Source organism: Thermophilibacter immobilis, assembly GCF_015277515.1.
Taxonomy (GTDB): domain Bacteria; phylum Actinomycetota; class Coriobacteriia; order Coriobacteriales; family Atopobiaceae; genus Thermophilibacter; species Thermophilibacter immobilis.
In genome coordinates this window covers 390,631-403,196 of record NZ_CP063767.1, presented here as the reverse complement: position 1 = coordinate 403,196, position 12,566 = coordinate 390,631, and the positions used below count along the sequence as shown (strand labels likewise).

At 65.9% G+C, this 12,566-nt stretch carries 12 protein-coding genes; 4 read left to right on the top strand and 8 right to left on the bottom strand.

Annotation, left to right across the window (positions count from 1 at the left end; translation table 11 throughout):
• Positions 1-116: 116 nt before the first annotated feature.
• Positions 117-1,295 (top strand): hypothetical protein, encoded by a 1,179-nt coding sequence (locus tag INP52_RS01770; RefSeq protein ID WP_194371871.1) that lies wholly within the window; start codon positions 117-119, stop codon positions 1,293-1,295.
• On the opposite strand, the gene INP52_RS01765 is transcribed toward INP52_RS01770, so the two are convergent.
• The 4 genes from INP52_RS01765 to INP52_RS01750 form a co-directional block, all read right to left on the bottom strand.
• Positions 1,292-2,095, bottom strand: a complete 804-nt coding sequence (locus INP52_RS01765; protein WP_194371869.1) for a DeoR/GlpR family DNA-binding transcription regulator — start codon at positions 2,093-2,095, stop codon at positions 1,292-1,294. The genes INP52_RS01770 and INP52_RS01765 overlap by 4 nt on opposite strands.
• A gap of 104 nt (positions 2,096-2,199) precedes the next feature.
• Positions 2,200-3,117, bottom strand: coding sequence for a 1-phosphofructokinase family hexose kinase (locus INP52_RS01760; protein WP_194371867.1), 918 nt, complete (start codon positions 3,115-3,117; stop codon positions 2,200-2,202).
• A gap of 84 nt (positions 3,118-3,201) precedes the next feature.
• Positions 3,202-4,710 (bottom strand): PTS fructose transporter subunit IIC, encoded by a 1,509-nt coding sequence (locus INP52_RS01755; RefSeq protein WP_194371865.1) that lies wholly within the window; start codon positions 4,708-4,710, stop codon positions 3,202-3,204.
• Between the two features lie 295 nt (positions 4,711-5,005).
• Positions 5,006-5,956 carry an ROK family protein gene (locus tag INP52_RS01750; RefSeq protein WP_194371862.1) on the bottom strand — a complete coding sequence of 317 codons (951 nt, stop codon included), beginning with the start codon at positions 5,954-5,956 and terminating at the stop codon, positions 5,006-5,008.
• A gap of 190 nt (positions 5,957-6,146) precedes the next feature.
• On the opposite strand from INP52_RS01750, the gene INP52_RS01745 reads away from it, so the two are divergent.
• The 3 genes from INP52_RS01745 to mscL all read left to right on the top strand — a co-directional run bounded on the left by INP52_RS01745 (position 6,147) and on the right by mscL (position 8,679).
• Positions 6,147-7,700 carry a carboxypeptidase M32 gene (locus INP52_RS01745; protein ID WP_194371860.1) on the top strand — a complete coding sequence of 518 codons (1,554 nt, stop codon included), beginning with the start codon at positions 6,147-6,149 and terminating at the stop codon, positions 7,698-7,700.
• A gap of 1 nt (position 7,701) precedes the next feature.
• Complete coding sequence (gene dtd, locus INP52_RS01740; RefSeq protein WP_194371858.1) at positions 7,702-8,175, top strand: D-aminoacyl-tRNA deacylase; 474 nt, start codon at positions 7,702-7,704, stop codon at positions 8,173-8,175.
• A gap of 84 nt (positions 8,176-8,259) precedes the next feature.
• Entirely contained in the window at positions 8,260-8,679 is a 420-nt protein-coding gene (gene mscL / locus INP52_RS01735; RefSeq protein WP_194371856.1) for a large conductance mechanosensitive channel protein MscL, read from the top strand.
• 122 nt (positions 8,680-8,801) lie between these two features.
• Here mscL and INP52_RS01730 read toward each other — a convergent pair whose 3' ends face one another.
• From INP52_RS01730 to asnS, 4 genes are all read right to left on the bottom strand, one after another.
• Complete coding sequence (locus tag INP52_RS01730; protein ID WP_194371854.1) at positions 8,802-9,779, bottom strand: type I phosphomannose isomerase catalytic subunit; 978 nt, start codon at positions 9,777-9,779, stop codon at positions 8,802-8,804.
• 80 nt (positions 9,780-9,859) lie between these two features.
• Positions 9,860-10,633, bottom strand: a complete 774-nt coding sequence (locus INP52_RS01725; RefSeq protein ID WP_194371853.1) for a hypothetical protein — start codon at positions 10,631-10,633, stop codon at positions 9,860-9,862.
• A 77-nt stretch (positions 10,634-10,710) separates the two neighbouring features.
• Entirely contained in the window at positions 10,711-10,965 is a 255-nt protein-coding gene (locus tag INP52_RS01720) for a hypothetical protein (RefSeq protein WP_194371852.1), read from the bottom strand.
• A gap of 101 nt (positions 10,966-11,066) precedes the next feature.
• On the bottom strand, positions 11,067-12,470 hold the full coding sequence (asnS, locus tag INP52_RS01715) for an asparagine--tRNA ligase (RefSeq protein WP_194371851.1): 1,404 nt from the start codon (positions 12,468-12,470) through the stop codon (positions 11,067-11,069).
• Between the last annotated feature and the right edge of the window lie 96 nt (positions 12,471-12,566).

Genomic DNA, 12,566 nt, shown 5'->3' with positions numbered 1-12,566 from the left:
TCTTGGGTGCGCCGCCTTTCTGCTCAGGATAGGGCTGACCGATACCTCGTATACGATGTGATAGGTTCCTCAACCGGTGACCCACCCGAGCGAGCGGGCAAAAGGAGGCAGACTTCATGAGAACCGTCATCTGCGACCTTGACAGGTCGGCGCGCGCGGGACTGGGACTTGACGAGCGCTGCGACGTGGTCATAGGACGTGAGCAGATCGAGGCCAGTCACGCCTGCGTGGGCTGCTTCGGGTGCTGGACGCGCACGCCGGGTCGCTGTGTGCTACGCGACGGCCTCGTCGAGCTGGGCCCCCTGCTTGGGGCCACCGACGAGCTCTGGGTCATCGCAGAAAACTCATTCGGCGGCTACGGAGGCCTCGTCAAGCGCGCCCTCGAGCGCACCCTGCCCTACCTGCATCCCAACTTCAGGATCGCGGGCGGCCAGATGCACCATCGCCTGCGCTACCCGCGCACCTTCACCGAGAAGATCTGGCTCTACGGCCCCACGACCGCGCGCGAGCGCTCGTGCTTCGAGCACCTCTCAGCGGCAAATGCCGTGAACCAGGGCGCGCAGCTACGGGGCGTCTGGTTCCCAGCGGACCCACGCGCATGCGGCCTCGAGGAGCGCTCGGACGAGTCTGCGCCCGAGCCCGAGTACTTCTCCACCCCCCTCGGAGTCCCTCGGCACGTGGCCCTTCTCAACGCGAGCCCCCGCGGCGAGAAGAGCGCGACGCACGCGCTTCTCGCCGACTTCTGGGAGGCCCTGGGCGTCTACGCGGGAGAGTCGGCCCCCGCGTTCGTGGGCGAGGACTCCCTCTCCCGGGCGGACACGCTCGTCCTGGGCTACCCCCTCTACGTGGACGCCCCGCCCTCGGGGCTCATTGAGCGCCTCGAGCGCTGGGCACGGGAGCGCACGCTCGCGCCGGGCACGCGCGTCTACGCGATCTCCAACCTCGGCTTCTACGAGGCCGACCAGATTCTTCCGTCGTTTACGGTGCTCGAGAACTTCTGTCGCGCGACGGGGGGCACCTGGTGCGGGGGTCTCGCCGTGGGCGGGGGCGGCATGGTGCTGCCCACGACGCGCGGGCCGCGCATGGGGAGGATGCGTCAGAGCAGGTCGGAGGCCATTGACCAGCTCGTCTTTGCGGCTCTGGCCGGGCAGCGCCTCGACGCCGCGCTCGAGGCTCGCTGCCCCGTGCCGCGTCTCGCCTACAAGCTCGCGGCCGAGGCAGGATGGCGCAAGGCCCGCGTCGACCTGGACGCCCGGCCCGCCTGGCAGCCGGAGAGCACGTCGTCAGAAGGCTAGGCGCGCGCCTCGACGACCTCGACCACGCGCTCGCTTGCGTTGCAGGCCGCGCGCACGACCCCGTCGGGGTCCTCGTCCATGATCACGAGGTCGACCTCTTCCGGCTTGGCGAAGCGCGCGAAGGAGCGACCTGCCCCCACCTTCGTGGCGTCCATCAGCACGGTCCTGGTGCGCGCGTGACGCATGAACTCGGACTTGGCGTAGGCGGTCTGCTCGTACTCGGCCAGAAAGCCAAAGCTAGGTTCGAACCCGTCCGCGCCCAGAAAAACCTCGTCCACGTAGACGTCGGCGAGGCTCGCGGAAAGGATCGGACCGTAGTAGTGACGGTACTCCCGCTCGAGCACGCCCCCCGTCGACATGATCACGGCCTCGCGCAGGTGCTGCTCGGCGTATTCGATGACGTGACAGGCGTTCGTGATGATCGTGAGGTCGCGCTTGCTCCGCAGGGCCTTCACGAACTCGAGGGTGGTCGAGCCCGATCCCACGAGGATCATCTCACCGTCGCTCACCCGCTTGGCCGCACGCAGCGCGATGGCCTGCTTGGCGCGTGCGTTCTTGCGCACGCGCTCGGACACGCGGGGGACCACGTACGTCGAGACGGGAACCGCGCCGCCATGGGTGCGCTTGAGTCGACCCTCGCGCTCAAGGTAGTCGAGGTCGGAGCGAACGGTGACGGCCGAGACACCGCATTCGGCGCAGATGTCCGAGACCAGGACCGACGGCTGACGCTCCAGGAGGTCAACGATGCGCTGGCGGCGCTCGGCAGCCAGCATGCGCCCGCGCGTCTCTTCCGTCGTCATGCCCCACGCCCCCTTCATCGGCTTTGGCCCCCTCTAGTATGCTCCCCCGCCCTCCGTCTTTTGCTTCTCTCTGCCAGGGAAACCAAAACTCGGTGAGAGGTTCCTTAGACGAGGCGCGTAACCTCGACCTGCCGGGCGAGATCGTCAACGAGGGAAAAGTCCCCCAGTCCCGCGCTCATGGCGACGTTGGCACCCGTTGCCATGGCCCGTATGAGGGCCCGCTCGACGGCGCCGCGGTCCTCGAGCCACACGGAAAGGAAGCTCGCGAGCGTGGCGTCTCCGGCGCAGGCCGTGGAGAGGACCTTGACCTTGGCCGCGCTCGCATGCCAGACGTGAGCCCCGTCGGAGAAGTAGGCCCCCTCGCCCCCTAGGGTGAGCAGCACGTTTTGGGCGCCACGCCGATGGAGCTCTGACAGAGCCGCCAGAGCGCCCCCCTCGTCTCCTACGTCAACGCCAAAGATGGCGGCGACCTCCTCGTCGTTGGGCTTGATGAGCAGGGGGCGCCTGGCCACCAGCTCGGCGAGGTGCGGGTGCGAGATGTCGAGCACGAGCTCGGCGCCGCGGGCGCGCACGACGTCGACCAGCTCGTCGTAGTAGCCCGCGTCGACCCCGGGAGGCAGGCTGCCGGACACCACCAGACACGAGAGGTCACCCGCCTCTCGCAGGAGGTCGAGCATCTCCACCTGCTTCTCGCGACAGACGGCGGCGCCGGCGTTGGGGAGCTTGTACTCCCCCTCAGGAGTAGTCACGAATACGTTGACGCGCGTGATGCCGTCGATCGTCACGGGGCGCACCGGACACCGACGCGCGGCCTCGCGCACGATGTAGTCACCCGAGAAGCCCCCGAAGAAGCCCAGGATCTGCGAGTCCACGCCGTAGTGGCCGAGGGCGAACGAGACGTTCAGGCCCTTGCCGTTGGGCGTGTAGACGGCGTCACGCGTACGGTTGACCCGATCGGTGCTCAACGTGCCCGTCGTGACGTTCAGGTCGATGGCGGGGTTGGTGGTGAGCGTGTAGATCATGACTTCCTCCCAGGGATTCGGCAGAGGAGACCCGGCGCAAGCGCCGGGCCCCCTGACAGGCACTCGCCTGTACGCGACGTCATCCTACTTGATCACGCCGCCGTTCTTGTCGTACTCGCGCTTCTTGAAGATCACGAACAGGATGCCACCCACGACCGCGCCGATGAGAATGGCCAGGACCCACAGGAGGCCCCCGTCAACGACCGGCAGCACGAGGAAGCCACCATGAGGCGCGGGGTCGTGCACCCCGAAGAAAATCGTGAGGATGGAGGCGATCGAGGAGCCGAGCATCATGATGGGCATGACGGGCCAGATGTTCTTGGTCATGAACGGAATGGCGCCCTCAGTGATGTGCGTGCTGCCCAGGATGAGGTTGACGATTCCGGCGTCGTGGTCCTCCTGCGAGAAGTACTTCTTGCCCACGAGGACCGCGAACGAGGTGATGAGAGGCGGGACGATGCAGGCGGCGGAGACGGCAGCCATGAAGTTGGTGCCAAAGTTGTAGTCCGGTGTCCCGACGCCGGCCTCGAGTGCCGCGGTGAGCATCATCGTGCCGGTGACGTAGGCGGCCTTGTTGACGGGGCCACCCATGTCAAAGGCGCACATGCAGCCAATGGCCAGGCCAAGGGCCACCGGGCCAGCGGCGCTGAGGCCCTTCAGGAAGCTCATCATCCCCGTGTTGATGGCGGCCATGGGACCCGAGATGCCCAGCATCACGAGACCGACGACGAGCGTCGACAGGAGGGGGTACAAAAACATCGCCTTGAGGCCGTTCAGGTTCTTGGGCAGACCCGACAGGAGCTTCTCGAGACCCAGGATCACATAGCCGGCAAGAAAGCCGCCGACGATGCCGCCCAGAAAGCCAAAGCCGACGCCGGCACCACCGGCGTCGATGAGGCCCGTCTCGGCCGAGACGGGCAGGCCCTGGATGGCGATCATGCCGGCCACGAAGCCGGGCACCAGAGCCGGGCGCTTGCCGATGGACTCGGCGATGTAGGCGGCCAGCACGGGCACCATGAGGTTCATGGCAATGCCGCCGATGATCTTGAGCATGGCGGCAAACGAGTTGTAGTCGGCCGCCGTGGAGTCGAAGGACGTGATGCCCCACAGAAACGACAGGGCCGTGAGCACGCCGCCGGCGACCACGAAGACGAGCATGTGGCTGACGCCGTTCATCAGGTGCTTGTAGATCTGGTGCCCTACGGACTCCCGCTCCTGGTAGACGTCTCCCCCGTCCGCCGAGGCGACCTCGTCGGAGAGCTCTCCGGTCGCCTTAGCCGCAAGAGCCTTGTCGATGAGCGCGTTGGGATCCTTGATGGCGGCCGTCACGCCGACGCTGATGACCGGCTTGCCCGTGAAGCGCTCGGGCTGGACGTCCTTGTCGGCGGCAAGGATCACGGCCCTGGCCGCCTTGATCTCAGGGGCGCTGAGCTCGTTCTCCACGCCCGCCTGGCCCTGGGTCTCGACCTTGATGGTGAGGTCGCGCTCGGCGGCGGCCTTCTCGAGGGCCTCCTTTGCCATGAAGGTGTGCGCAATGCCCGTGGGGCAGCCCGTCACGGCCAAGAGGTCGTACGTAGTGCTCTCGCTTGCCATCTGTCACTCCTTTCGCCTGGGTGCCCGATGGCACCGTTTCGTGTGAGCGCTCCATGGTAAGCCCTCACAATATTCATGAATATAACACGAGAAGAAGTACCTTTTCATAAGTATACAAAAAATTTAGTAAGAAAACAAAAGTATGTTTTTTGGCAGGACCATACAAGTTCGTAGCTCTACCTGCTTTTACATGCTTTCCCTTGTGAAAAAACGACGCAAATCGAAATGCCCCCACCGAGGGGACTCGATGGGGGCACATGCGGCGTGACGTCTCGGAACGAAGCGCATCGTCGCGCTACGAGAGCTCCCCGTGCAGGCGCAGGGCCTCGTAGGCGCAGCCGTACATCGCAGCCTGGTTGCCCAGGCTCGCCGCCTCGATGCGCACGCCCCTGCAGGTGGGCAGGGCGCGCGCCAAGAAGCGCGCGCGCAGCGCCGGCGCGAAGGTGGCAAACGCCCCGGCCACCCCGCCGCCGATCAGATACATCGCCGGGTCGACCACGCACGATATCTGGGACATGGCGAGAGCGAGGTACTCGCACATCTGGTCTACGGCCAGCTTGGCGCAGTCGTCGCCCGCGGCTAGGGCGCGAAAGACCGAGAGGGTGTCCGTGGCGTGCTCGATGGGGACCGGCGTGACCCCACGACGCTCGCACTCCGCGAGGTAGAGGCGCACGATGCCCTTGGCGGAGGCGTACTGCTCCAAGCAGCCGCGCCGGCCGCAGCCGCAGACGAGCGTCTCGTCCTTGTTAACCGTAATGTGGCCGACCTCCCCGCCGGCACCAAAGGCACCCGCGATCAGTCGTCCGTTGGCCACGACGCCGGCCCCCACGCCGGTGCCGAGCGCGATGAACACAAAGCTCGACGTCCCGTGCGCCACGCCGGCCCACATCTCGCCGAGCGCGGCCGCGTTCGCGTCGTTGACGAAGGCCACCGTCGCATGCGAGAAGACGGCGCTTATCGCCCCGACGAGCCCCTCGGGGTCGAGCTCGATGTTGGGCAGAAAGCCCACGGTGCCGTCGTCGGCCACGGGCCCGGGAATGTCCAGCCCGCAGGCGATCACGTCGTTCGGCACGCTGTCATGGGCCGTAAGGACGCGGGTGATGCCGTCCGTGACCACGTCGTAGGCCACCTGTCCCACCAGGGCAGGCGTGGGGATCTTGCGCTCCTCAAGAAGCTCCCCCTCCGGGGTGAAGAGACCAACCTTGATGCTCGTGCCGCCCACGTCGATGCCCAGTACCCTGTCCATGGAAGCCCTCCCTAGCGAGCGGGCCCGTAGCCCGCTCTTCGTATCCGCATTTCCTGATGATACGGTCTGGCGCACGCAAGGTACGCGTCCTTTGCGCAGAATGTGCCCCGAGCGGCCCAAGCGGTCGGTCAGGGGGCCGGGCGAGGTACACTTTGGGTCATGCGAACATCGCCTTTCTGCAGGAGGGACCATGCCAGACACATCCGATACGCAGCAGCTCAACGCGGCCCTCGCCAACCCGCGAGCCGACATGGAGGCGCTCGACGACCTCGAGCGCACGCTCTTCTCGCTGCGCTACGCCCTTGACGAGATAGGCTCCCTGGGACCCGTGATCGATCCGGTGCGCGCCACCGAGGAGCGCGGCGAGGCCATGGCCACCCTCGAGCAGACCCGTGTGGAGACGCTCTGCGAGCCTGCGGTGGGACGCCTGCTCGACCGTCTCGAGCAGTGCCCCGAGCTTCTGGGGGACACGCACCTGGCCCAGATCAAGATCCTGCGCCGCGACCGGGCGTCCCTGCTGGACGTGCCAGCCGCCGAGCAGGCCGCCTTCAGCCGTCTCACCTGCGAGGCCAACGACGTCTGGCGCCGCGCCAAGGCGGCCGACGACTGGGCGAGCTTCGAGCCCTACCTCGACCGCATCGTGGGCGCCCTGCGCTCCATGGCGGGCGCGCGAGACGCCCAGGCCGACCCCTACGACGTCTGGCTCAACGAGAACGAGTGGGGCAGCGACCGCGCCTTCTATGACCGCTTCTTCGACCAGGTCAAGGACTGCGTCGTGCCGCTTCTGGCCGACTGCATGGCCAGCCGTCGCAAGCCCAGCCACGCCTGCATGGACGGGAGCTACGACGAGGAGCGCCAGTGGGCGCTCGCCCACGATCTCATGCGCCTCGAGGGCGTCGACGAGGACGCCCTGTGGCTCGGGCGCACGGAGCACCCCTTCACGGGCGGGCCGTCCACGGGATTCGTTCTTATCGCCAGCCACGTCTACCCCCAAAACGTCCTCTCCAACGTCTTCTCGATGCTGCACGAGGGCGGCCACACCCTCTACGAGCAGGGGGTCGATCCCTCCTATCGCTTCACCTCGCTCAAGGGTGGCACGTCAATGGGCATGCACGAGGCCCAGTCCCGCTTCTTCGAGAACATCGTGGGCCGCTCGGAGGCCTTCGCCGAGCCGCTGCTCGAGGTCATGCGGGCGCGCTTCCCCGGGCAGCTCTCGCGCGTGACGGCCCACCAGCTCTACCTCGCCGAGAACTGCGCGGAGCCGGGCCTCATTCGCTGCGACGCCGACGAGCTCACCTATCCCCTGCACATCATCGTGCGCTACGAGATCGAGCAGCTGCTCTTCTCGGGCGAGGCCACGGCCGCCGACGTGCCGGGCCTGTGGGCCGAGAAGTACCAGCGGTACCTGGGCGTCACGGTGCCCGATGACGCGCGCGGCGCCCTGCAGGACACCCACTGGTCCGACGGCAGCTTTGGCTACTTTCCCACCTACGCCCTGGGCAGCGCCTTTGGGGCGCAGATCAAGGCCGCGATGGTCGCGGGCGGCATGGACTTCGACGCCGTCTGCGCCTCGGGCGACCTCGCGCCCGTGCGCGGCTGGCTGGGCGAGCGCATCTGGCGCTGGGGGCGCTCCAAGGACTCCGGCGAGCTCATCGAGGCGGCCTGCGGCGAGCCCTTCTCGGCGACCTGCTACACCGACTACCTGACCGAGAAGTTCACGGCGCTCTACCGCCTGGGGGCGTAGGGTGCGCGCGCTCATCCAGCGCGTCGAAGAGGCGCGGGCCGAGGTGGACGGCAAGGTCGTGGGCAGCTGCGGCGCAGGCTACCTCGTGCTTCTGGGCGTGGCTCCCACCGACGACGAGGCCCTCACGCGCCGGCTGTGGGACAAGGTCGCCCACCTGCGCATCTGTGCCGACGGGGACGGCAGGATCAATCGCTCGCTTCTGGACACGGAAGGCGAGGTGCTCGTGGTGAGCCAGTTCACGCTCTTCGCCGACGCCCGACGCGGCCTGCGTCCGTCGTTTACCGGCGCTGCCGAGCCCGAGCTGGCGCGCCACCTCTACGAGCGGTTCTGCGAGCTCGCCGAGGAGACGCTCGGCAGCGAGCGCGCGGGACGTGGCGTCTTTGGCGCGCACATGCAGGTGAGCCTGGTCAACGACGGGCCCTTCACGGTGCTGCTCGACACCGACGAGTTGGGCCGGGGCAGATCACCGCGCTAGCCGAGGCGTTGCGCAGGCGCTATAGTTGGTGCGTCTCGTCCGCGCCCGCACGGGCTCGCAACTGGTTTCAAGAAGGGTTCTCGCATGAAGTCTTTTATGAATGAGTTCAAGGAGTTTATCGCTCGCGGCAACGTCATGGACATGGCCGTCGGCATCATCATCGGCGGCGCCTTCACAAGCATCGTGAACTCACTCGTGGGCGACATCATTACACCGCTCATAGCCACCATAACCGGTGGCGGGGAGCTCGCCCCCGACCTGGTGTTCTTTGGCATGAACATAGGCAACTTCCTTTCCCAGATAGTCAACTTCCTGATTATCGCACTCGTGGTCTTCTGCATGATCAAGGCAATCAACACCATGCGCGACAAGATGGACTCGCTCTCCCACAAGGGCGCGGCCGAGCCCGTCGAGGAGCCTGCCCCCACCTGCCCGTTCTGCCTCGAGGAGGTCAAGGCCGGCGCCAAGCGCTGCCCGCACTGCGGCTCCGAGCTCCACGCCTAGACCCTTTGGGGGGATTGGGTTCGCCGCAAGGTCCTTAGCCAAGAACCGCAGGCAGACACGTCGTCTGCCTGCGGCTCTTTTGATCGTCCTGCGCGGGAGCGGCCGCCCCGCGAGCCCAGGCCCTAAAGGGCGGAATCGGGCAGGTGGGAGATGACGAGGGTCATGGCACCCGTGAGCGTCAGCTGACCGCACGCGGAGGGCGCGAGGAAGTGCGTGCCGCGCGCGACCTCGTGCGTCACGCCTGCCGCCTCGACTACGGCCGTACCCTCGCCCTCGATGACGCTCGCGCAGACAAACGGCCATGGCTGCTCAAGGGTCTTCGGGCCCGCAACGCGAACGCGCTCGACCACGAAGCTGGGGCAGCTCATGAGCTTCGTCACGCCATCGATCTCGGGGGCCGTCACCGCGCCCGAGGTCGGAATCTGCTGGTCATAGTCCGTGACGTCCAGAGACTGCGCGAGGTGCAGGTCGCGCGGCTTGCCGTCGGTCCCCACGCGGTCGTAGTCATAGACGCGATAGGTCACATCCGAGGACTGCTGGGTCTCGAGGACCATCGTGCCGCCCTGAATCGCGTGAATCGTGCCCGGCTCGATGGGGAAGAAGTCGCCGACGTGACAGGGCACCTTGTTGAGCAGGTCGTCCCAGCGTCCCTCGTCGACCATCTGCTTGAACTCCGCACGGTCGTGCGCGTGCTGGCCCGCCACAATCGTGGCACCCTCGTCAGCCGCGAGCACGTACCAGCACTCGCGCTTGCCCAAAGATCCGTTCTCGTGCGCGGCGGCGTAGGCGTCATCGGGGTGCACCTGCACCGAGAGGTCCTCCTTGGCGTCGATGATCTTGATAAGCAACGGGAAGCGGTCCCCCTTAGCCCCGGCAAAGAGCTCGCGGTGGGCGTCCCAGAGCTCGGAGAGGAGAAGGCCGTCCCAGGCTCCCCCGTCGATGGCGCAGTCGCCGTTGGGATGCGCGCTTATCGCCCAGCACTCCCCAATGGGGCCCAAGGGAATCTCGTAGCCAAAGTCCGTGGCAAGCCGACGGCCTCCCCAGATTTTCTCGTGAAAGACGGGAGCGGGAAAGATCAGGTCGCGCGTGATGTCTGACATGGAATCACCTCATTGGTATGTGAGAAGGGGCGGGCGCCACCTGGCGTCCCGCCCCCATCATAACCGTCTGGTACCGCAGCCTAGATGCTCAGGTCGTAGATTCCCGCGTTGTTGTCGCTCGCGTCGAAGGCGCCGATCATGCCCGTGCACGTCGAGCCCTCGGATACCGTGGCGACGTCTTGGTCAAAGAAGAGGAACGCCTTGCGCGTCTGCCCTGCGGGAACGGGGCGAGCGAGCGTTGCGTAGTCGTCACTGACGGAGGCGCCGTTGACCGTGAAGCTGGTCCCCAGGACCACAAGGTCCTCGTCAGTCTTGTTCTCGACCGTCATGAGGTAGCCCGTGTCGCCCTCGTAGTCCGTGCCCACAGCGTAGACCGTGATGGAGAGGTTCTCGTCATCGGCCACGACGACGTTCAGGGGGCTGTCTTCGGTCACGTCAGACACATAGCTGTTGACATAGAAGTCCGTCTCAGCGGAGAAGAAATCGGACGTATCGTCCGTGGTGCTTGTGGTCTCCTCAGTGTCCTCGAAGCCCGAGAAGTCCCCCGCGTTCTCCGAGGGGTCTCGATCCATGTTGGGCGTGGCGTCGGTCTTCTCGAAGACCATGGACTCGCCGTCGTAAGAGATGGTCAGCATGCCGTCCTCGAGCGGGGCGTCGACCGAATCGCCGTCAATCGTGAGCGAGAGGGTGCGCTCGTCCTTGATCTTCCACGTTCCGAAGTGCTGGCTGCCAAAGGTGTCGACGAGCAGCTCTCCGTCATCGTCAAGATCAAGCGTCGTGTGCATGCCGTAGTCTGTCAGCTCCTGGTAGTCCTCGTTCGTGACGGGGCCGTCCTCAAAGGTGGCGGAGTACATCTCCCAGGTTCCCACGAAGTTCGAGGCGAGCTTCTGTGGGAAACCGCTGTTGGGAGGGGACGGTTCAACCAAGGGGACTAGCGAGCCTCGGCCGAAGCATCTTGGGGGCGCAGGAACTGGTGGCAAACGTTCGACGTGCGCAAATACTCGTTTCCAAAGGGATCGATCGTGGGAACGAGCTGGTCGGGACGCACCGCGAAGCGATTCTTGGGACTCTGACGAACCCGCGGGTCGGTGAGCGTGTAGCCGCGACTGCACGCGCCCTGATACGTCCGGGTCTCCTCCTGGAAGACAAAGGAGCTGTACACACAATCCGAGCAGTGAAAGCCCATGAATCCCTCCCGCGTCAGAAACGCAATTCCGCGATGATACCCCAAACACGAGCGCCCGAATCCGAGTACCCGACGATAGCGCGCCGCCCGGGGCCGTCCCCCTAGAAGTCGGCGCTGCCCACGGTGCGCGGGTGCGGTAGGACGTCGCGGATGTTGTCCACGCCCGTGAGGTACATGACCAGGCGCTCAAAGCCCAGGCCAAAGCCCGCGTGCTGGCAGCCACCATAGCGGCGCAGGTCAAGATAGGTACGATACTGGTCGATGCTCATGCCCAGCTCGGTGATGCGCCGCTCGAGCACGTCGAGGCGCTCCTCGCGCTGGGAGCCGCCGATGATCTCGCCGATGCCGGGCACCAGACAGTCGGCAGCGGCGACGGTCTTTTTGTCGTCGTTGAGGCGCATGTAGAACGCCTTGATCTTGGCCGGGTAGTCCGTGACGAAGGTCGGCTTGCCAAAGTGCTCCTCGGTGAGGTAGCGCTCGTGCTCGGTCTGCAGGTCGCATCCCCAGTCCACGGGATACTCGAAGTCGTGGCCCGAGTCGACTGCCTCCTGCAAGATCTTGATGGCCTCGGTGTAGCTCACGCGTGCGAAGTCCGAGGTGACCACGTGTGTCAGACGCTCGACGAGGTCCTTGTCGACGAACTTGTTGAAGAAGGCCATCTCGTCGGGGCAGGCGTCCATCACGGAGCCGATCACATACTTGAGCATGGCCTCGGCACAGTCCATATCCCCCGCAAGGTCACAGAAGGCCATCTCGGGCTCGACCATCCAGAACTCCGCGGCGTGACGACGCGTGTTGGAGTTCTCGGCGCGAAAGGTCGGACCAAAGGTGTAGACGTCTCCAAAGGAGAGGGCGAAGTTCTCGGCCTGGAGCTGTCCCGAGACGGTGAGGTTGGCGGCTTGGCCGAAGAAGTCCTGGGACCAGTCGACCGAGCCATCCTCAAGGAGCGGGGGATTGGCCACGTCGAGCGTGGTCACGCGAAACATCTCCCCCGCACCCTCGGCATCCGAGGTGGTGATAATCGGGGTGTTCACGTAAACGAAGCCGCGCTCCTGGAAGAAACTATGAATCGCGGCGGCAGCGACGCTGCGCACGCGAAAGATCGCGCGGAAGAGGTTGGTACGGCTGCGCAGATGCTGCTGGGTGCGCAGGAACTCGCGCGTCTGGCGCTTCTTCTGCATGGGGTAGTCCGGGGCGGAGGCACCCTCGATCACGATGCTTGACGCCTGCAGCTCGAAGGGCTGCGGGCGATCGGGCGTGAGCGCGAGCGTGCCCGTGCAGACGAGCGCTGACCCCACTCCCATGGCAGCGATCTCGTCGTAATTGCCGAGCGCGCCTCGGTTCATGACGACCTGCAGGTCCTTGAAGCAGCTGCCATCGTTCAGAGTAACGAAGCCGAAGTTCTTCATGTCGCGAATCGAGCGGACCCAGCCCGCCACGGTGACGACGGTGTCTCCGAGCTGCTCGATATCTGCATAGAGCTGCACGATTCTGGTGCGTTCCACAGGGTGCCCCTTCGTACGAGGGAGAAGCGCATCTGAAAGGTCGTGCGCCCCGCCCGCAGTTTATCCCGCCCCACTCTACCGCAACGAACGTTGCTC

Coding starts and splice junctions, on each gene's coding strand:
- INP52_RS01750 (WP_194371862.1), bottom strand. CDS start 5,956: ATGGACAGGGTACTGGGCATCGACGTGGGCGGCACGAGCATCAAGGTT.
- mscL (WP_194371856.1), top strand. CDS start 8,260: ATGAAGTCTTTTATGAATGAGTTCAAGGAGTTTATCGCTCGCGGCAAC.
- INP52_RS01765 (WP_194371869.1), bottom strand. CDS start 2,095: ATGACGACGGAAGAGACGCGCGGGCGCATGCTGGCTGCCGAGCGCCGC.
- INP52_RS01755 (WP_194371865.1), bottom strand. CDS start 4,710: ATGGCAAGCGAGAGCACTACGTACGACCTCTTGGCCGTGACGGGCTGC.
- INP52_RS01720 (WP_194371852.1), bottom strand. CDS start 10,965: ATGGGCTTTCACTGCTCGGATTGTGTGTACAGCTCCTTTGTCTTCCAG.
- INP52_RS01725 (WP_194371853.1), bottom strand. CDS start 10,633: ATGTACTCCGCCACCTTTGAGGACGGCCCCGTCACGAACGAGGACTAC.
- INP52_RS01730 (WP_194371854.1), bottom strand. CDS start 9,779: ATGTCAGACATCACGCGCGACCTGATCTTTCCCGCTCCCGTCTTTCAC.
- INP52_RS01760 (WP_194371867.1), bottom strand. CDS start 3,117: ATGATCTACACGCTCACCACCAACCCCGCCATCGACCTGAACGTCACG.
- INP52_RS01745 (WP_194371860.1), top strand. CDS start 6,147: ATGCCAGACACATCCGATACGCAGCAGCTCAACGCGGCCCTCGCCAAC.
- INP52_RS01770 (WP_194371871.1), top strand. CDS start 117: ATGAGAACCGTCATCTGCGACCTTGACAGGTCGGCGCGCGCGGGACTG.